We start from the raw sequence: 19691 nt of genomic DNA, 5'->3' as shown, positions 1-19691 counted from the left end.
AAATAAAATCGATTTAATAGAATGGTATTAAATACTATTACGTTGTTTTGATCATGATGTAATTTACTCAATTAAATTTACGGAGGTAATAATGAATAAAATAATGCATATATCTGAGTTTTTGGACTTTACTATGAAATATCCTGAAACGGTTTTCTATCGGGGAGAGAGCATGGATTATGGTGAAACAGCTTGTACTGCAATGGCTATACGTGATGCTTTAAATTATGATATGTATTCAAGTAGAATTGATTTTTTTGATAGAAAGATACGAGAAAATGCCTTGTTTGACAAACCAGACTTGCTTCTTCCTTATGCTCAACATAGCGGTCTTGCAACGAAACTTTTAGATATAACTTCAAATGCACTTGTTGCGTTATATTTTGCCTGTCAAAAAGCAAATGATACTTCAGATGGCTATGTTTATGTATTTGATGATTATGCGGATGCAACTGAAATCTTTGAGAAATATCCACGTTTTGACTTAGAGAATGAATTGTTAAAACATGTGAATATGTTAAGCGATCAATTAATGTTACATAGTTCCCAAATATCGTCTAAGAAAGAAGATCATGTTAATGAGCAAAATTACCTTTCAATCGAACATGATGAGCTTAATTCTTTTGGCAAATGCATTGAGCGATATCGACAGAAGTATTTGTGTGGTGGGCACTCTAAGCATTCTATTGGAAGAGGTATTTCTAAAGAAGATAGCTCATTTGTAGAAAAAAAAGAAAAACTCAATTCTCTGATTTGTGGGATAAAAAGTTGGATAATTAAGATAGTCTCAGGTAAGGAAGAAATGGCTACTATGTTGTTGCCAACCGATTATACAGAAAATACTCCTGCTATTGATTTCGTGCACCCATACAAGGAAAAACGATATAGTTATTATAATGAACAATACAGAGAATTTGATCTTGAGGTAAGGGAATATTTAATATCGTTGGAGTGTTTAATTGCCTTTTTATACGATAGAAGTGCAGTGGGGAATTTAGCAAGCATAATTCAATTGGATAATTTGAAAATGGATTTCCTGCCAAATTTATTATATCGTCCAGTAATGACGTTCAAAAGAGGATTGAGTCAGGAAAGTGCGTTCTTCTCACAAACATTATTTGACAAGCACGAGCTCAACCTAATAAATGATGTGGACACAATGAAACCACATCAAATGACACCAAGACAATTGCTGAAATGTCAGGCAAATTATACTAAAAAAATTGTTATCGACGGTAATTCAAAAGAGACTATATTAGCTGAGCTTGATAAGATTGGTGTGAATAAGGCAACTATGTTCGGGGATGCCGATAGCATTGCGTCATATATAATGAGCACCTTCAATAATAAATCTAGTAATGGCAGTGTCTGATTGCTGCAAAATAATGAATAGATAAACTCATATTTATTAGAAAAGCAAAACTACTCCAAATGATTTTCTGATCTGGAAAGTACATTTTATAAAACATCTAATAAAGAAAAATGACAAAGTTAATTCGTCTCAGTCTGAGACCTACTAAAATTCAATGTAGTAGATATATTTTATAGTTTTTCTTTAGACCTAAGTTCACTGATCTGTTTATCCATTGTTTCTAAAAGGTGCTTAAAATCTGTGTAGAAAACATTGAATAATTTTGAATAGGCATAGTATTGTTTTGCAAGCTTTTGTTTATTTACTGGTCTATCTTTATCAGAAAAATAGTTTTCTAGGAGATTTAGAGGTTCATTCCAAGAAATTAATTGTTCAAAAGTATCGCTTAAAAGATAGATGTCTTGGTGGGAAATTATTTTAACAGGTTGCTTATTCTTTGTTAATATTTTTTTATCCATTAGTTTAATACCTCCGACTTTCAAAGTATTCGTTAAAAATAGAGATTATAGCTATTATAAACTTTTTTAAAGTGTGATTCAAGCTAAATTGATTTTTAAAACTCATAAATATCGAATTGTGTGCTGTAAAATTGCATATAAGGAGGTAGAACGATGAATGAGACTGAGTTAAAAGATTTTTTAGCAAACAAATTAAGCTATTTTAGATCTAGAAAAAATGTTAGTGCTAGAGAAATGAGTTTGGCAATCGGACAAAGTGATAATTATATTAATTCAATTGAAAATAAGCGTGTTACTCCTTCTATTCAAATGCTATATATTATTTGTGAGTATTTAGAAATTTCAGTAGAAGAATTCTTAAGAGAAACAAGATCGAAAGAGTTTTATCTAAAAGAGATAAATAAAGAGTTATCTGATCTTGAAAGTGAGCAGTTAGAATACATTTTAGGAATGTTAAAAAATTTATAGATTGTAAATTGATTTTTGAGAATGAAGCTCTCAAAGTAGTATTGATGGTGGGAAAAACAAAATTGTTTTTTCATTTTTTAGTTTTCTCTTTTTGACTGTTATGTTAATCTGATGATAATAGATTTTATTGTATTGGTCACAGTGATTACTTCAAGAAGGAGGATACTATGAAGGAATTTCTAAAAAGGACACCTAAGATGGAGAGTGCACTTAGTTTAGAAGAGCGATCAAAATTGCTTAATAAACTAAGTGATGAACAAATAATTTATCTTAATAGTCTAAAAAGGTACAAAATACTTGAGCATTTTGAAACGCAGAATTATTTTAAAGACTGTGAATGGGAATTTGTAGAGTATAAAGAAAATCCATATTACAAAATTCCTGAAATTGATATAAAAAAGAAATTGTTTTGCATTTGTGGAAGAGAATTAAAATATCAATTTATAGTTAAATCTAAAAAAACAGAGCAATTACTTTCTTTAGGAATCAATCATTTCAGTGAACACATTGGAATAGATGAACGTGTAGGAAAAGAAATTTATTATCACGTAAATATTATAAACCTTAGAGTTGATGAAGTGCTTTTGAAACTATCAAAGGATAAGGAATTTCCTGAGTCTCTATATCAATCTTATATGAGACTTGATAAAAACATAAGGAATAAAAAATTAGTAGACAGATTACTAAATTTTAGAAGGCTAAAGTTACCACTCTTAATTGCTGATGAAGAGGAAATATCAAAAGTTTTAAAAAGAGAAGAGAGAAAAAGAAATGTAGAATTATCCAAGAGAGCACTAACTCAAATTAGCCCGTCTAGCTCTAATAAAAAGAAAGTTGAAAAAAATGACTCCAATAAAAAAGTTGATCCAACTAAGCTATCAGCTGAAGAGTTAAAAGTTTATAAGGAACTTTTGAAAATAAAGAGGAAAGAAAAAAGTAGAAAAGCAAAATTACAAAATGAGTATAAGAAAGAAGATAGTAAAGTTAGTATTTTGAATAAGGAACTGTCAAATCAAGATTATTCAGATCTTTCATCCTTAAAGATTCAATTAGAGAAGTTTGTAAGTCTTAATGAGATAGAAGTAGATGTAAAAATATTTAATAATAGTAATGCAAGAAGAACTATTTTTGAGTTGGAAAAAATATTAGAAAAAGAAGTTCCTTCTTTTTTCTATAGATATTCAAAACATGAATCTATAGAAAGAAAATTGGCTTATACTGTGATTGAAATTGGAAAGGGGAAAGCTTACGTAAACGATTACGATAATTTGCTAAAAACGAAAGAAGAGCTTTTAAGAAAAGCAATAAAAACAGTAAAAGCAGCTAGAGCATCACTAAATGACATCGAAGAGTATCAGTTTGAAAAAAGAATAAAGAGATTAGATTCTGTTTTGCGAAATACTAAAAAAGGTGTATTCAAAAATTATTACCAGATAGAAGGGTTAGCAGAACAAGTAGAGTTTTTAAAAAGTCAATTAAATAGACCGACTATTAAGGCTTTTTTTAAAATTGAAAGATGACTTAATTTTCTTAAATATGAAAACGATTGTATACTTTTAGCAAATATCTTAATTTCGTAATTAATTTCTAAGATAGCTCCTCAATTTTTTGAATACGGTTTTGAATACGAATAGTGTGAAATTCAGTGATAGTATATGCTTTTATAACTCTATCAAAAACTATTAATACCACGATTTTACTACTTTTTGAAAGGCAATAACCACTTGAAAATCAAGTGGAAGGGTCTGTTGGATAATAACAATATAGAAGCTAGGAACGCTGTTATATAGGCATTCCTAGCTTTTTTTGATGTCTGAAAATAAAAGTAGAACCAATATTAACACCAATGGGCATTTTAGAACCAATCTTTTTCTGTTTTGATGAATTATACAAACTTTTAAAGCTGACATATCTTTTTGAAATGGAGGAATCAATTCTGATTCATTGACATCTATATAAATAGTTGCTAATATAAGAACGATCATTCTATAATAAAAAAAGGGGGACTGAGTCAATGGCAAGAACAAAAGAATTCAATGAATCAGTTGTGTTGGATAAAGCAATGCTGACCTTCTGGGAACAAGGGTACGAAAAGACGTCTATGCAGGATTTAGTCGATAACATGGGGATTCATCGCCGGAGTATTTATGATACGTTCGGGGATAAGCATGCGCTCTTTATGAAGGCTCTTGACCAATACGAAACTGAGTTAGAGCAAGAAATTTCCCAACGTTTAAAGCCGACAATGTCAACAAAAGAAAAGCTTGAGGAATTATTTTCAATTGTTATACAAGAAAATTCTGATCATCCAAAAGGTTGTTTGATTGTTAATACAGCTACTGAGCTAGCTTTACTGGATTCGGAAGTGACAGAAAAGGTTCAGGGTGCATTTTCTAAGAGTGAGAATTATATTTTTCAGCTACTATCTGAAGCAGAAAAGAACGATATAGCTTTAAAAGAGCAAAATTTACACGAATTGGCTAGCTACTTACATAATGCGTGGGTAGGGATTAGAGTTTTAGCGAAAACGACCAATGATCAGAAAAAGCTGCGTTCAATTGTTAAAGTAACGTTGTCCATTTTATAAAAAGAGAGTAGGAATAGAAATGAAGAAAAAATATACAGTCATTACAGGAGCCAGCTCTGGTATCGGCTATGAAACAGCTCTTGCTTTTGCTAAGAAAGAAAAAAATCTTATTTTAGTTGCAAGAAGAGAAGATCGGTTGAATTCTTTGAAAAAAAGGATTCAAAAGGAGTATCCTGATTTAGATATTGTATTAAGAAAAAGTGATTTGTCAGATCGAAAAGCAGTTTATGAATTGTATCACTCCTTGACCAATTACAACATTGAAACATGGATTAACAATGCTGGTTTAGGGACATCGGGAGTGTTGATGAATGCGGATTTAGAAAAAATTGAACAACTCATCCATGTAAATGTAGAAGCAACAACAATCCTATCGACCCTCTATGTAAAAGATTATGCGAATGTAAAAGGAACACAGCTCATCAATGTATCTTCTGCAATGGGGTATGTTATTGCTTTAGGAAATGTGGCTTATTCAGCTTCAAAATTTTTTGTTAGTGTTTTAACTGAAGGTCTTGCGGGGGAGTTAAAAGACGCTGAATTAAACGCAAAAGTATTAGCTCCTGCACTCACAGCCACAGATTTTATTAAACAAGCTAGTAACGCTGGCATGAACAATCAAAAGCTACAGTTGCGTACGCCAACAGAAGTGGCTAATTTCCTGATAAGATTGTATGAAAGTGAGAAGACAGTTGGACTTGTAAATGAACACAACGAATTTTTACTAAAGGACTCAATTTTTCCGACGTTTTCACTATAAATTTTTTTGAACAAAACTAGAATGAACGTTCTAAAAAAATTAATAAATTAAGGAGACTATAAACATGAAGGCTGCACAAATAGAAAAGTATTCCAAAGAATTGATGGCAAAAATAGTAGATATTCCTATCCCAGAGATATCGGCTGATCAGGTATTAATCAAAGTGAAGGTTTCTGCGGTGAATCCTCTTGAGATTTTGAATATTACAGGAGCTGTAAAGCTGATCCAAGATTATAAAATGCCATTAACTTTGGGAAATGAACTAACAGGAATCATCGAAAAAGTTGGGGAAAATGTTCAAGGCTTTAAAGTAGGAGAAGCAGTATATTGTAGATTGCCAGTGAATAGTATCGGTGCTTTTGCAGAATATGCTGCTGTTGGTGTTGATGCTATAGGGTATTTACCTAAGAATTTGGATTTTACAACGGGAGCGGCTGTTCCGTTAACAGGCTTAACTGCTTATCAAGCCTTACATGAAGAGTTGGCTGCTAAATCAGGTCAAACAGTTTTTATCCCCGGTGGCTCAGGTAGCTTTGGACAAATGGCGATTCCGATTGCAAAATCGATAGGGGTGAAGGTGATTGTTTCGGGGAGCCCAGAAGCGAAAGAGAGAACCTTAGCAGCAGGTGCGGATCGTTATATTAATTATAAAGAAGAGAACTATTGGGAAACACTTGAGCCGGTAGACTTTGTCATTGATACGTTAGGTCCGGATGAATTTGAGCATGAATTGTCAGTCATTAAGTCAGGTGGGCGCTTATTGAGCTTGCGAACAAGTCCAAATAAGCAATTTGCAGTAGATAAAAAGCTGGCAAAGTGGAAACAGATTCTATTTGGCTTAGCGGGTTCAAAATATGATAAGCAAGCGAAAGAAAAAGGAATTGAATATCGGTTTATATTTGTCCGTGCAGACGGAAAACAGTTAAGTCGGATTACGGATCTTGTTGAAAGAAATAATATTGTACCTGCGATTGACCCAACTGAATTTAAGCTAGAAGATATTAATAAGGCTTTAGCTCTGGTTGCATCAGGGCATCCCAAAGGAAAAGTGCTGATTAAGTTTGAGTGAATATCTGTGAAAAAGTGATTTATCCAAATATAAAATACGACTGAAAGATGATTGGAACCAAATAAACTAAAAGCTAGGAACGCTGTTATATAGGCATTCCTAGCTTTTTTCAATGCTCCAAAATGAAAGTAGAACCAATACTAGCACCAATGGACATTTTTTAGAACAAATCTTTTTCTGTTTCAATAAATTGTGCGAACTTATCAGCGCTGCGTTCTTCTCGCTCAGGGTAGAAATAGTTGTAAACCTGCTTCGTCATTTTTGAGTCTTTATGACCGACTCTATACATAATATCTTCAAGCTTCATGTCAGCCATAGCGCATAAAGAGACATGAGTTTTACGAAACTCATGAAGTGTAATACGTTTCTCTAAATTGTATTTATTAACAATCATGTCATACCAATCATTTGGTTGACCTGGACGACAAAATTCATTTGATTTGTTTGGGAAAACTAGTTGGTGTGGAATTAAAGGATCGAATCCTTGAATAGTATGATGGATAGTTTGTTGTTCCTTCCATTTTTTCAGAAGGATCATGGTTTCTGTATCGATAGAGATGGTTCTTTTTCCAGCATTAGTTTTAGCACTTTGGCTAGCAACCTTTGTTTTCTTAGTCTTCGGGTTGAGTTCTACTTCTGCGAGGGTTTTACTGATTGTTAGCTTGCTGTTTTCAAAGTCAACATCATTCCATTCAAGAGCAAGAATTTCTGATTTTCTCGCTCCTGTGTAGGCTAGAGTTCTAAAGTAAGCTTCAATTTTTAGATTGCCATGCTTTTGGCTATAGTGAAGGAATTCTGATAACTCTTTTGGGGTATATACGTTGATTGTTTCGGTGTCTACGAGGTTTTCATCTATTTCTGCTCGATTGATAGGGGCAGTTTTACGCATTGCGTTTTCATAAATTAGTTCTTGCTGCACGGCATATTGTAGGATTTGAGCAACGGCTCTGCGAAAGTAATATGCTTGCTTATATCCATCTGAGACCCATTCTTCATTCATTCGAGTACATAAACGAACATTAATATCCTTAATTTTTTTCTTACCGATATATTGAAGAGCATGATCCTCAATTGCACGTCGCAGGATCATAATAGTTGAGGGTTTAACCTTGTTTCGGTAGCTCTGTAAAAATTCTTCATAAAGCTTTTCAAAGGTGATATTGCCATTTTGCTTCAGCTTATTCTTATCAAAGTCAATTTGCAATTCACGATATGCTTGCTTGGCTTCTTTTTGTGTCTTAAAATCACTGCGTGTTGTTCGCACATCCTTACCAAATTCATCTTTTCCCAAATAGCACTTGAATTTCCAAAGCTTTTGTTTTCGTTTTTCATATTGCTTCAAAGAAGTAATCGCCATACCATTCACACCTCATTTTTTAGCTGTGAAAGTAGTTCGTTTACGTCGTTTATATCATAAAGACGTTGTCTACCAAGATGGATGACCTGCAAGCCTTGTAGGTGTAGCACCTTCAGAGTTTCATAGCCAATCCCGAGTTCTTTAAGCAGCATTTTTTGATTAACATATCGTTCCAAGATCAATTTTGTTTTATTAAGTGTTTGCATAAAAGTTTACCTCTTTCGTTTTTTGCTTAGCTAAGCTATGCCCTTATTTTACTTCGATGTCTTAACGTTAAACCACAGGAGGTTTTTAGTAGAAAATGTGAAAAAAACTACTACAAAAAACACCTTTTGCAAGATAAGCAAGAGGTGTAATTTTCTTTATTTTAATAATCCTTATCATTGGATTTTTGCATATTTACTAGCAAAAAGCGGTAATATGACAGCTTTACTATGATTATTCTTGCTTATTTCTTCAAAAAAACGTGTCAGACTCTGCATATCTGAATTGAGTTTGTTTAAGTCATAACCTTTAATAGTTGGATTGTTCATATATCCAATATTTGGGTCTATCATTAAGGCAGATTGGATGACACTTCTAACGTGATTATGTCCAATCATTGTTTGCTCGCTGTATTCATCGGTGGTAAGTAGATTTTCTAATAAGGTTTCAAAATCTTTTGAGGTTATGAGCTCGTTAAAATATTCATCAGTTAAATGCCACATAATTCTATTTTGGTTAAAGTTTTTATTGTTTAAATCAAATAAATTTTCTTCAAAATAAGTCATTATATCCTGTTTGTGTCGTGTCCAAAAACTGTTAAATGCATCTACAAATAAGTAAAAGTTTGAATTAGTCCAATCTGTTGCTAGGCTTCCGTAGCAACCTCTATTTTGCAAAAATATTTGTGCTTCTGAAACAAGTAAATCCTGATTTTGATACAGAAGACGAAATCTTTCAATGAAGTCAGTGGCGAAATCTAAGCTTCCAAATAGTAGTTTTAGTAGTAAATTGGATAGCTTTGTAAAATCTTGCTGTTTTTCTGTCGTGAGAAGTAGGTAGCTTTTTCGAAATTGGGAATTTGAAAAAAATGGATAATTTTTGGATAAAAATTGCTCGATATTTTCTAAACTCAATGGATATTCATCTGTAGAAGAGGTGTCTATTCTGTTTGAATAAAACAACTGATCTAAGATGTAGTGTCGATCGTTTGTCATGTAGTGTTCAATGCTGTCACCCGTTTCGATGAAAGGAATCAGAGTTTTGTTATCATCATCAATAGCCGTATCATCAGCAGCCTTATCACCATTCATAAGCAGAGATAGTAAGATGAGTTTTATTAATTGTTCCTTTTGCTCAGTATCACCGAATATTAATTCATCTCTAGTAACTGCCATCATGTTACAGAAACCCTCTAACAAGCTTGCTGAAAATAGGTACTTATTTTTACCTGCTATAGCTTTTCCATTTTCTATATTTGATAAAAGAACTCTATCAATGGAAAGGTTGTAATCTTCTTTCATGTTTTCTGCAAAATTCTCTATGCTATCAGTTCCAATTTTTTTTCGATATATCCGTATTCTTTTTCCAATATTTTTATATAAATAGCGTTGAAGTTTAATCATTAGAACCTCCTAGAAACTGTAGTAGTTTTTTTCAAAATTTCACCTTTAATTTTACCGATGATGATCTAAAAAAACAATGGTAGTCTGAAAGAGTCAAAGGAGGTGAATGCGAGTATGCAGAAATCGGAGAATAAATCAGCAGTATTAGGTCAGTATATCAATCAAAAAGAATTATTGAAGGAGCTTCATATTGGCTTCGCTACATTGCAAGAACTACGCTTGCTTGGATTAGAAGCAGTCCAAATTGGACGGCAAAAATATTATGATGTGGAAGATGTAAAAGCAGTATTTAATCAATTGAAAAAGTAAAAAAACGACCCACAGATGAACCGCGAATCGTTTCTTAAATAGTATCTCGACAATGCTATTTTAACATATGAGCAGTTTAATATCTATCTGTGGGGTAAGCGAAAGGACACGACACAACTATGTCAAAACAAAATGTTAACTTAGAAAAGGCGCAACCGTATCTTCGAGAATTTTTAGAGGATACAGCAAATCAAAAATTGGTTCAATCAAATGACTTATTGAACCTTGGTAAAGCAGTACTGAACGCAAAAGCAAAGGATATAGAGGATCGCAATGGTACTTTGCAGGGTCGAGATAGAGAACGTATTCCTAAGTGTTTAGATCCATTAGAAACTGCATTGCTTCTATTATTTACGAAAGAGTTTCGTATTATTCGTACAAGTGATTCAGAAGGAAACGGAAAAGTAAAACGACTAGCAATGTATAAAGATGGAATATATACTACAGACTCTGATCAGATTATGAAGGAAATTTGTGAGGTATCACCAACCTTTGATCCACAAAAATGTTATACAGTTTTGCATCACCTCAAACTTAATGCTGGTGAAGCAGTTAATATTAATCATGAAAAATATTTAATCCCTTTAAAGAATGGAATTTATGATACACATGCCAAAGTGCTTCTGCCATTCACTCCTGATTTTGTTTTTCTAACAAAATTAGCCGTTGCATACAATCCTCAAGCAACCAATCCTACGATTTTACACAAGGATGGGACGGAATGGGATGTTGATTCATGGATTGGCGAGCTTGCGGCAGACAGCGATGTTCAAACATTAATTTGGCAGGTAATTCGGGATTGCATAACAATTAGCAGCTCCAGCGGTAAAGCAGTTATCTTTTATTCGGAGTCGGGAAATAATGGTAAGGGAACACTAGGACAGCTTATAAAAAACATTTTGGGTAAAGGGAACTACTCGGCAATCGCGATTAATGAATTTAAAAATGATGCGAAAAGAGCAACAATTTTTGGTAAGGCAGCGAATATTGCTGATGAGAATGACACGAGTGCATATCTTGATTCAGCCAAGGACTTTAAAGCGTGTGTGACGGCAGATGATATCATCATCAATGACAAATATGAAAAAGCATTTGCTTACCAGTTTTTTGGTGCGAATATACAAATGATGAATGGATTACCACGAACCAAGGATAAGACGGACTCACTTTATCGTCGGATTATTCTTGTACCATTCCTGAAATCATTTACGAATAATGGCGAGTGCAAATATATAAAAGAAGAGTACATTTATCGTGAAGAAGTGCTGGAATATGTTCTGAAAAAAGCGTTGGAAGTGGATTTTGATGAATATATTGTTCCACAAGTTTGTCAAGAACTGTTGGGTGATTTCAAAGAAGATAACAATCCAGTCCTGCAATTTTGGAAGGAGCTTGAGCCTGAGCCTGAGCTGAAATGGGATTTAATTCCAATTGCATTCTTATACGATTTGTATGTGTCGTGGGTCAAAAGAACAAATCCAGCAGGTCGACCAACAAGTAGAAAGGTTTTCAAAGAAGACATATCTAAGTTGTTTGAGGAATCAGATGTCTGGCTCTTTAAAAACGGCACAGTCAATACAGGAAAAAAAATGGATGCTGATGAACCACTCATTACAGAATACAACCTTGTGAAGTGGATGGATTCCCAAGCAGCAAGTAGTCCACCACCACAACAACGAGCCTTCGTTCGAGCAAATACTTATCGTAGCTGTCTCGTACGTCTATAGCAAGAAAGAAGCATCTCGTCGTCTGAGATGCTTTTTTCTATCTTGCTTTAATATTTTCAATACATAAAATGTACCCTGCAAAATCGCCCCAACGTTTTCTGTTCTCTGACGAGCCTAACTTTTTTATCCAATTGCCATCTAATTTTAGTTGTTCGCTCAATTTATGAAATGCTTTTAAATTGATCATAAACGTATTGTGATAGCTAGTTCGTAAATTATCTTTTTCATGCTTCTCTTCACGAGAAAAGTAATTCCAACTTACTCTCATATTAGAGTAGACCAATGCTGAATCTATGACCTCTTTCCACAACTCATGCAAGTATTCATCGTTACATTCCAGAATTTTAAAAATCGAATTGTAAATTTCCACTGCCTCATCAAAAGTCATGGAATCATTTTTTTGTAAATAAGCCTTGTGATCAAACATCCTTTTATCCCCTTTATTTTTCAATACTCTCAATCGTATTATAATACATTATAGAGAGAAGAAGTGGCAAAGTAGTTGGAAAAAGCTTAATTAAAACATCTCTGGCTGTTCTACAAAAACTCAATAAAATGTTCTTCAGCAAATTCGCCATTCGTATTAAGTGCGTAGTCGCGACCAATGGCTTCATAATCAACATAATTTCGTAAATGTTCTGGAACGATTATCAGTCCGTTATCAACTAAAACATAGCCTAGTTTTTCCTCGTCTGTTGAACCCTCGAAAAGGTCATAAATAGTAGGATTTTCACCTTCGTAATTTGAAATTACTCGAACAACTTCATCAGGATAATTCATGTATTCTTCCAAGCAATCATATTTTTCTGCTAATGATTTTGGAGAATCATACTCTTTTACAGAAAAGGGAGCATCATAATCAGTGATAAAGTATTCTTCGTAAGGGTAACCAAACCTATCTATGAATTCGTTGCCTACACATATTGCTTCATAGGTTTCATCTAAATCTGATTGATCGAATGGAAAGTGTAGATACACGCCTAGTAAACATCCTTCATTATAAGCCTTTAAATTAGTTAAATAAATCCAGTACTCGCTACTTCCACCAAATCGGTGCCCATTCGCTTCTAACATCATAGTATCAGTTACTAATCTCTTCATTTGTCATCACCTACGTTATTATTGTTGTAAATTTAAGGTAATAGCTCATCGTCTGTAAGAACTATGCTTGGTTTCCAAATTTTGAAGCCTTGCTCTACATAAGTCTTTTCTGCACTTAGTGAAAGACCTTCGATAATTGAGGAATTACTATCTCCAGAATGAATAGCTGCAAATAAGTTGTTCTCTTTTTCAATCACATGAACAGTGTTATCACCATTATTAATCCAAAAGATGTCATTAACTTTGGGTTTGTTCGTATCTAGAATCATTGAATCACCTCCTTAAATTTTTGTTCTACTTTAAGTGTAAGTAGTGCTATTTTCCAACGTAATGTAATTACTAGAAAATTCCATTGAGCTCTTTTTACACTTCGTAACGGTCTAATTGCAAAGAACCAAGTAAGAATGAATAGAAGAAGTACAAAATGAATCGTTTGAATAGCGTTTGAAGGTGTTGGTTGAATTTGTGGTGAGTAAAATAGAAAATTAATAAATTGAATTAGCTTAATAGTTAGATAAGTATTAAGTGTTAGTAAAAATCTTCTTTGAGATTTACGTCCATCGTAGGAGTAGTTTAGTAAAGAAATAAGTCGTTTCATTTTTATCACTACTTTCTTTTTTATTAGTGCATTCATATTTTTGGCTGTGATTTATCACAGCATTAGCAACGGTGCACCGTTGCTTCCAACAATTTGTTTTGTTATCAAAATAACAAAGCTCAGGCAATGGTTTTTAGATGGTCTATTATAAAATCGTTGCTAATCGGCTTATGTTTCACATTGTTTCTTATTAAATTGTTTTGTCACTCGCTGCAAATTACACAATGGATTTTACGATCAATTTCAGTCCATTCTTTTGGCTGTGATTGCGTTGTGTACATACGTTGTATTTGTTGTCACGAAGATGTAATGAGTTAATGTTTTTGTGTTAATAAGCCATTTTGTTTTATATGAAGCTCCTGTAGAACAACATACATGTTGTTCCGTTTTTTGTTAGGATTTCACTTGTCGATAGACAATGAAATGCAACAAAAGAGCACCCGAAACGTAGTGAAGGGCAAGACCGGAGAAAAGCTCGCAGAGGTTTTTGTAGTGTCGCAGTAAGGGGGATGGTCAGCTATGCTGACTGGACAATTGAAACGAAGTTTTGATTGTACATACATCCCCCTTATGCTCTTTCCTTGGGCGTACCGATTTTGCAACATCATACGCCTGATATTTAAAAATCATTGATATAACGCCATTCACAGCGAGCATCGCTGCGGTGATTTTTGGGCGTCTCAGGAGTATCAGGCGTCTGGGGCAGGCTGTAAGCCGCATTGCCCCGTTAAAATCAGGAGTATAATATTGCAAAAATGAAGGGTCTTCTGCTGTACAGGGAGTATCGAGCGTTTCTCAACAAAATAGCGCAGCGTCATGTCGAGGAGTATCAAAATATTCACTGTATAGGTGTTGCAATATTAGAAAGTCGATTGATCAAATGAATTTTAGGGCGAGAACGTAGTGACGCCCCGATCGTGCACAAGGCGGTAGCGTAACGTAGTGAAGCTTTTATATAATACGTCCTGAAGGTGGTAAAGGTTTCGTGCCGAAACCTATTACAAAAAAGCCGGCTGCAAGCCTATTAAAATATGTAGTGGGTGTACAAAATGGGAGAGGGCTGAGCCGAGCCGGACACTGGAAAGGTTACTAAACAATTAGCCGAGGCGAAGGGGTTCCCTGCTCATTTTGAAGCCTAGTATATTATTGCTTTATTGGGCTGACTTGAGCCGGAAAACGTAGTGATACCAAGGGAATAGCCGAAAGGAAGGGGACCCAATGAAGGAATGATGGTAAGAATCAAGAGATGAACGTGTCTTATGACAAGGGTCTAATAAAAAAAGAAAAGATGGTAGCAATCTGGTGCAATTTCGTTATAAAAATGAGGGTGTGTTGATGTAAAATTGCTTCAAAAAGTCAGTAGAATGGTATTATTTAGGGGTAGATAATTAGTTGTACTCTGATTTGCGAGGAAATGGGTCTATCTGGTGTTAAAAAAAGAACCAATCCAGAAATTAGGATTGGCTTTGAAGAATATTTTTTATGAAGTTATTTTGTTGCAGTATATACATATGCTAAATACCAAACAGTCGTGTATTTTGTTTCACCAGTCCATACATCGGTGTATGCTTCTTGTTTTGATGTTAAAATCAAGTTTGCTAACCACGCATTAGGGTCGAGAATGTCGAACTTGTGTCCATCTGATAGAAAACCGCCGTATTCTCCGACAATTCCTTCTGCGATCTTGTCAGCAAGTGCTAATGCTTTTTCCATAGATTTGACTTCTCGTGAGTCAAAGTCGCTTTGGAACGTTGCTAAGTCATTTGTTACGTATAGGACATTTGAGAACATATCAAGAATGTTTGCTTCTTCTTGTTTTGATTTTTCTGTGTCCCAGTGACCTAAACCGTTCTTGTGGTCTTCTGCTTTTGATGCCGCATAATCGACTAAAGCATCAGATACTTCAACTTCTTTTAAACCATTTGCTTTACGGTACATATTGATTTTGTCCAGAATGGCTTTGCGCATTGCTTCTTCTGTCACTGTATATGTCCCGTTAACATTTTCTTTGACTAATTCTTCGACAGTTTTGCTGTGATCGAAGTCGTTTAGTTCATCTTTGATTTCGTTCTTGTTGTCAATGACGATTTCGCCAGCCTCAGATTCGTCTTTAGGTTTGTCTGGTTTAGGTTTCGATTCTTCTGTTTTGTCTTTATCTTTGTTTTTATCCTTGTCTTTTTCAGGCATTTTTGATTCTTCTGTAGACTCTGATGGTTTTGTTGATTCAGACGTTTCAGTTTCGCTTGGCACTGTTTCAGAAGGTGTTGTCTCAGAAGGACTTGTTTCTGACGGTTGTGTCTCACTTGGTACTGTACCAGGATTGCTTGTTCCGCCACCTGCTGACCCACCGTTAGCGTTTCCCGCATCATTGGTTGTGATGGCTGCCGCTTCAGCGTCTGCTTGGGCGCGTGCATTTGCAGCGTTTGCTAATGCTTGATTTTGCAATGCATATAATTGATTTCGTTCTGCAATACGTTGATTCATTGGTCCACGGTTATTTTCGATTCGTTGTTGTTCGTTTATAATCGCTTGTCGAGCAATTTCTTTTGTTGCTTCGGATGCGTTGGAATTAATTGTGTCTTGATGAAATTTAATCGTTTTCTCTGATTCAGTGATTGCACCTTGATTCATATTGATAGCGTTAGTCAATGTAATAATTTGTGAATTGTAGCTTGCCGCTTCATTCTCGTATTGAGTGATTGAATTTACAACTGCATCTGATACGCCAGCGACTCCATTCCAAGTTGCAGCGAAAGTAGCTGCGGGGGTTAAAATGTTTAGTGCTAAAATAGTTAATGTTGTTACGATTAATGTTTTAAATTTTGGTTTCATGATGATAGGCTCCTTTTTCTGATGGTAAGGCTAGAAGTTTTGAAGATATAAATAGGTAAATGAATATAACCAATTCATGATTTTTCTCCCAATGATTTGTTACGAATTGCTTGAGCATACTTATTAGAAGTTATTTGAAGAGATTCAATATAGTCACGATATTCTTCTAAAAAATGACGTTGTATTTCTTTTTCATGAATCTCTAACGAAAGAGCCCCAATCTGCTTTTCAATTTCCAACCACTTTTTTTGGTAGTTAGCAGATTGACGTTCATAAGCACAAATTTGTTTAAAGTCGTGTAATTCCATCATAAATTCCTCGTTTTTAGTCATTGAAAATACCTGAATAATCAATAATATGAGCATAATATAAAAATCTACTCATCAACTGTTACTCCTTTTGTACCTGGTTGGTCTAAAACGAAAGAAATTGAGCCATCTTTATTTTGATCACGTGTGACGAAATAATCACCGGACTTCATTTTTAGACCTGAGTACCAGGTATCATAAATTTGAAATTTTGAATAACCAGATTCAAATACCAGTTTCGTTTCATCTTTTTCCTGAACAACTCTAGCTGTAACATTAAAATTATTTCCTACATCGTCACCATTGGTGTAAATTGGTAATGATACTTTATTCTTAGTGAAAATGAATTCTTCTGTTTCAGTATTATTTCCAGTTGAGTCACTTTCAATATTGAGTGAGTATTTAACAGCTGGTATCTCAAAGTCACTGGCAGATATTTCTTTAAGAGCTGATATAACAGCTTCTATTTTGGTAGTGTCACCTGTTGGATTATAGCCTTTTGATTTAGATTGTTTTATTGATGAAAGCGATAATTCATAGCTACTTAATTTAGAATTTATATCATCTTGTAATTGTAAAATTTCCATTTCTTGAACTGTTTTAATTATTTCATCGTCTGTCATTTTGCTAAGATCGCCTATAGTCAAATTACCACGAGCACCGAGGCTATATACACGCAAAGTATTATTTTTAAATACATAAACGGAAGCTTTAGAATCTTTGCTAGTTTCCTCATCTACTTTATACCATATCTGACGTCCCTTTTTATTTAATGCTTCGCTAATCGTTGTTTCTTCTGGAATTGCGGTACTCCTTTCAGCACCCGAGGCCGAAAGCTCTTTATCAGCACTCTCATTTTTACACCCTGTCAGAGCAAGTCCACAAAAAAATATTGCTGTCATTACTAGTTTTTTCAATTCAATCACTCCTCGTTTTTATTTTTACAGTATTGAAATTACTCACTTACCATACCAAGATGTATTTAAATTTAAAAATAAATACATATATATCATATTATAGGTTGTAAGAATACATTTGTCATCTTATTTTTTTGTCTGTAAGGATATATCATTAAATTGAAAGAAGGTGATGGTGTGCTAAATGATCGGATTGCAAATCAAATACGAACGTATCGTACGAATAAAAAAATGACCTTAGCTGAATTGGCTCAATCTTCGGGAATAGATGACACCTACCTTGGTAGAGTGGAGCGTAATGAAATTAACATTACATTGAATACCTTAGACAAAATTATTGTTGGTTTGAAGATGACTCCATCTGAATTTTTTAGTTTTTTAGATTTAGAAAGTGATGATCCCGCATTAGCCCATCTAATGCGAGAAGTCAAGGGTTCCCCAAAAAGAGAGAAAATGACTAAGCTGATTGAAAACATCGTCGATTTATCTGAATAGAAAAATTCAAAGATTACAATTGTGTAATCTTTTTATTTTTTATCTAAATCTAAGCAATCATCACTTTCATATTGTGCTGAATTAGAAGATTTTTGACGTCAAAAAAACCTTAGCTAAAACAGCTAAGGCTAGAATACAACATTATTTTTGATTTGTGAATAGCTCAAAAGTTCATGAATTAATTTCGTTAATCTAATAAATATTTTTGAATAAAATTAATTTTAATATACGTGTCAAGTTTTGTCAAATCGACTAAAATTACTGATTAGTTTTCAGCGTAAGAGTAGTAAGTCGATTCTCCTAAAATGAGGTGGTCCAGCATTTGTATTCCAATCAGTTCACAAATTTTTGTTAGTCGTGATGTGAATATGGAGTCAGCTTCACTGGGTGTTGGATCTCCTGAGGGGTGGTTATGTGCAATGATAATTTGTGCAGCATTATCCCTTATTGCTTCCCGAAAGATATCCCTAGGGTGTGCAATATTTTGATTTAATGTTCCAATAAATAATGTCCGTCTTCTGATAATTTGATTCTTAGTATTCAAAGTTAGGAGAATGAAATGCTCTTGTTCTAAATCACGTGTTTCTTGAATTAATTGTTGAGCAAGTCCATACGAGCTTGTTATTTTCTCCTTTTTTACATCAAATTGTAAAATACGTTTTGATAGTTCAAAGCTTGCCTTAAATTGGAATTCCATAGTTGGTGGAAATTCGGTAAGTCCATTTCTCAAATCTGCTAGAGTATCTATATTTTCTAATAGTTCAGCTGCTTTTGAAGGTTTTAGATTGAATGAGAGTTCAATTAATTCTTGGGTGCTTAGCTCAGTAAAATTTGTCGTTCTTATTCGATTATTAAACACATTAGAAGCTATTAGCTGCTTTTTTAGATTTTTTTCTGCTGTTGCTGCCATTGTTCATCATTCCTTTTCTATTTATTCATCATTCTTTTTGGCAAGCATGGCTTGCATTGATTTATAAAAGAAAGGTTTCATTATGGAAGTAAGAACAGAGTAGTATAGACAGCTTCTTCTTGGTTCTCGTGTAATCTAGAATAAGAGGACAGAAGTGTATTTTTGCAATAAATATTACCTTTTACTGTAATCATTAAAAGGTTGATGTGATAGCATTTCTAATGCAATTCCTGTTGTGATTACAAAATTACATATTTTGGAAGTTCTTATCTTATATCGATATACACTCATAGATACAATTTTATATATTTTATTATAAAAAAGTGTAATAAGTGTAATTTCATCAAAAAAGTGAGTGTTTATAGGGGATTAGAGAATTGAAAAGTGTATTTTTTTAAGTAACTATCTGTAATTTTCAGTAATCTTGATGACTTGATGAGCGAGAAAAAGGAAAGAGCTAAAAATAAGAGCTTTCCAGTCCGTTTTCATAAGATTGCTCTCGTAGGTTTCTATTTTTTATTAAATTCTTTTGAAATAGAATTTTTATTCTGATAAGTATCTGTTGGTATGGACGTGGACTAATAACGAGTATTTCTCATCTTGCTAACGTAACCAAATGATCTTAATTCATTATGTTGAAAAGTACTTTTATAGTTAAAAGTCAAACGAGAACTAGCGTTCTCTTGGCGGGTGTTTATTATGTCGAAATTGAAACATTTTTATGTTAAAATGAATTGGTATATCTGTATTTAATTAATTGTACAAGTACACAAAAAATTTAAAATAAGTTTATAATAGAAATGATAGGTAATTTAA

At 33.8% G+C, this 19691-nt stretch carries 19 protein-coding genes; 9 read left to right on the top strand and 10 right to left on the bottom strand.

Features of this window, described 5'->3' with window-relative positions; genetic code table 11:
* Nucleotides 1-91 precede the first annotated feature (91 nt).
* Complete coding sequence (locus LI954_RS03040; protein ID WP_229443562.1) at nt 92-1372, top strand: FRG domain-containing protein; 1281 nt, start codon at nt 92-94, stop codon at nt 1370-1372.
* A gap of 170 nt (nt 1373-1542) precedes the next feature.
* Here the strand turns inward: LI954_RS03040 and LI954_RS03035 are convergent, their stop codons facing one another.
* Nucleotides 1543-1830 carry a hypothetical protein gene (locus tag LI954_RS03035; protein ID WP_229443560.1) on the bottom strand — a complete coding sequence of 96 codons (288 nt, stop codon included), beginning with the start codon at nt 1828-1830 and terminating at the stop codon, nt 1543-1545.
* 153 nt (nt 1831-1983) lie between these two features.
* Between LI954_RS03035 and LI954_RS03030 the strand changes: the two genes are divergently transcribed.
* The 5 genes from LI954_RS03030 (at nt 1984) to LI954_RS03010 (ending at nt 6714) form a co-directional block, all read left to right on the top strand.
* Complete coding sequence (locus LI954_RS03030) at nt 1984-2298, top strand: helix-turn-helix domain-containing protein (RefSeq protein WP_229443558.1); 315 nt, start codon at nt 1984-1986, stop codon at nt 2296-2298.
* A gap of 167 nt (nt 2299-2465) precedes the next feature.
* Nucleotides 2466-3818, top strand: coding sequence for a hypothetical protein (locus LI954_RS03025; RefSeq protein ID WP_229443557.1), 1353 nt, complete (start codon nt 2466-2468; stop codon nt 3816-3818).
* Between the two features lie 494 nt (nt 3819-4312).
* Entirely contained in the window at nt 4313-4885 is a 573-nt protein-coding gene (locus tag LI954_RS03020; protein WP_229443555.1) for a TetR/AcrR family transcriptional regulator, read from the top strand.
* A 19-nt stretch (nt 4886-4904) separates the two neighbouring features.
* The gene (locus LI954_RS03015) at nt 4905-5645 is read left to right on the top strand and encodes an SDR family NAD(P)-dependent oxidoreductase (RefSeq protein ID WP_229443553.1); all 741 of its coding nucleotides are present in this window, start codon (nt 4905-4907) and stop codon (nt 5643-5645) included.
* Nucleotides 5646-5709: 64 nt separating this feature from the next.
* Complete coding sequence (locus tag LI954_RS03010) at nt 5710-6714, top strand: NADP-dependent oxidoreductase (protein ID WP_229443552.1); 1005 nt, start codon at nt 5710-5712, stop codon at nt 6712-6714.
* A gap of 160 nt (nt 6715-6874) precedes the next feature.
* Here the strand turns inward: LI954_RS03010 and LI954_RS03005 are convergent, their stop codons facing one another.
* Nucleotides 6875-8071: a site-specific integrase gene (locus LI954_RS03005; RefSeq protein ID WP_229443551.1), complete on the bottom strand. Its 1197-nt coding sequence runs from the start codon at nt 8069-8071 to the stop codon at nt 6875-6877.
* Nucleotides 8072-8451: 380 nt separating this feature from the next.
* Nucleotides 8452-9678, bottom strand: a complete 1227-nt coding sequence (locus tag LI954_RS02995; protein WP_229443549.1) for a hypothetical protein — start codon at nt 9676-9678, stop codon at nt 8452-8454.
* Nucleotides 9679-9792: 114 nt separating this feature from the next.
* Between LI954_RS02995 and LI954_RS02990 the strand changes: the two genes are divergently transcribed.
* A complete protein-coding gene (locus LI954_RS02990) occupies nt 9793-9987 on the top strand; it encodes a hypothetical protein (protein ID WP_016633611.1) in 195 nt (64 codons plus the stop codon).
* Nucleotides 9988-10106: 119 nt separating this feature from the next.
* Nucleotides 10107-11714 (top strand): DNA primase family protein, encoded by a 1608-nt coding sequence (locus LI954_RS02985; protein ID WP_229443548.1) that lies wholly within the window; start codon nt 10107-10109, stop codon nt 11712-11714.
* A gap of 37 nt (nt 11715-11751) precedes the next feature.
* On the opposite strand, the gene LI954_RS02980 is transcribed toward LI954_RS02985, so the two are convergent.
* The 6 genes from LI954_RS02980 to LI954_RS02955 all read right to left on the bottom strand — a co-directional run bounded on the left by LI954_RS02980 (nt 11752) and on the right by LI954_RS02955 (nt 17470).
* A complete protein-coding gene (locus tag LI954_RS02980) occupies nt 11752-12141 on the bottom strand; it encodes a hypothetical protein (RefSeq protein WP_229443547.1) in 390 nt (129 codons plus the stop codon).
* A gap of 110 nt (nt 12142-12251) precedes the next feature.
* The gene (locus LI954_RS02975) at nt 12252-12815 is read right to left on the bottom strand and encodes an antirestriction protein ArdA (RefSeq protein ID WP_229443546.1); all 564 of its coding nucleotides are present in this window, start codon (nt 12813-12815) and stop codon (nt 12252-12254) included.
* Nucleotides 12816-12847: 32 nt separating this feature from the next.
* Nucleotides 12848-13084, bottom strand: coding sequence for a hypothetical protein (locus tag LI954_RS02970; RefSeq protein WP_229443545.1), 237 nt, complete (start codon nt 13082-13084; stop codon nt 12848-12850).
* A gap of 1817 nt (nt 13085-14901) precedes the next feature.
* On the bottom strand, nt 14902-16245 hold the full coding sequence (locus LI954_RS02965) for a CAP domain-containing protein (protein ID WP_229443543.1): 1344 nt from the start codon (nt 16243-16245) through the stop codon (nt 14902-14904).
* Between the two features lie 74 nt (nt 16246-16319).
* A complete protein-coding gene (locus LI954_RS02960) occupies nt 16320-16556 on the bottom strand; it encodes a hypothetical protein (protein WP_229443541.1) in 237 nt (78 codons plus the stop codon).
* 65 nt (nt 16557-16621) lie between these two features.
* Nucleotides 16622-17470 carry a hypothetical protein gene (locus tag LI954_RS02955; RefSeq protein WP_229443540.1) on the bottom strand — a complete coding sequence of 283 codons (849 nt, stop codon included), beginning with the start codon at nt 17468-17470 and terminating at the stop codon, nt 16622-16624.
* A 159-nt stretch (nt 17471-17629) separates the two neighbouring features.
* On the opposite strand from LI954_RS02955, the gene LI954_RS02950 reads away from it, so the two are divergent.
* Entirely contained in the window at nt 17630-17965 is a 336-nt protein-coding gene (locus tag LI954_RS02950) for a helix-turn-helix domain-containing protein (RefSeq protein ID WP_229443539.1), read from the top strand.
* 265 nt (nt 17966-18230) lie between these two features.
* Here LI954_RS02950 and radC read toward each other — a convergent pair whose 3' ends face one another.
* Nucleotides 18231-18875, bottom strand: a complete 645-nt coding sequence (gene radC / locus LI954_RS02945; protein ID WP_229443538.1) for a RadC family protein — start codon at nt 18873-18875, stop codon at nt 18231-18233.
* Nucleotides 18876-19691 lie beyond the last annotated feature (816 nt).

Source organism: Enterococcus sp. CWB-B31 (assembly GCF_020567645.1).
Classification (GTDB): Bacteria; Bacillota; Bacilli; order Lactobacillales; family Enterococcaceae; genus Enterococcus_L.
This window is presented reverse-complemented; position numbering and strand designations above follow the sequence as displayed.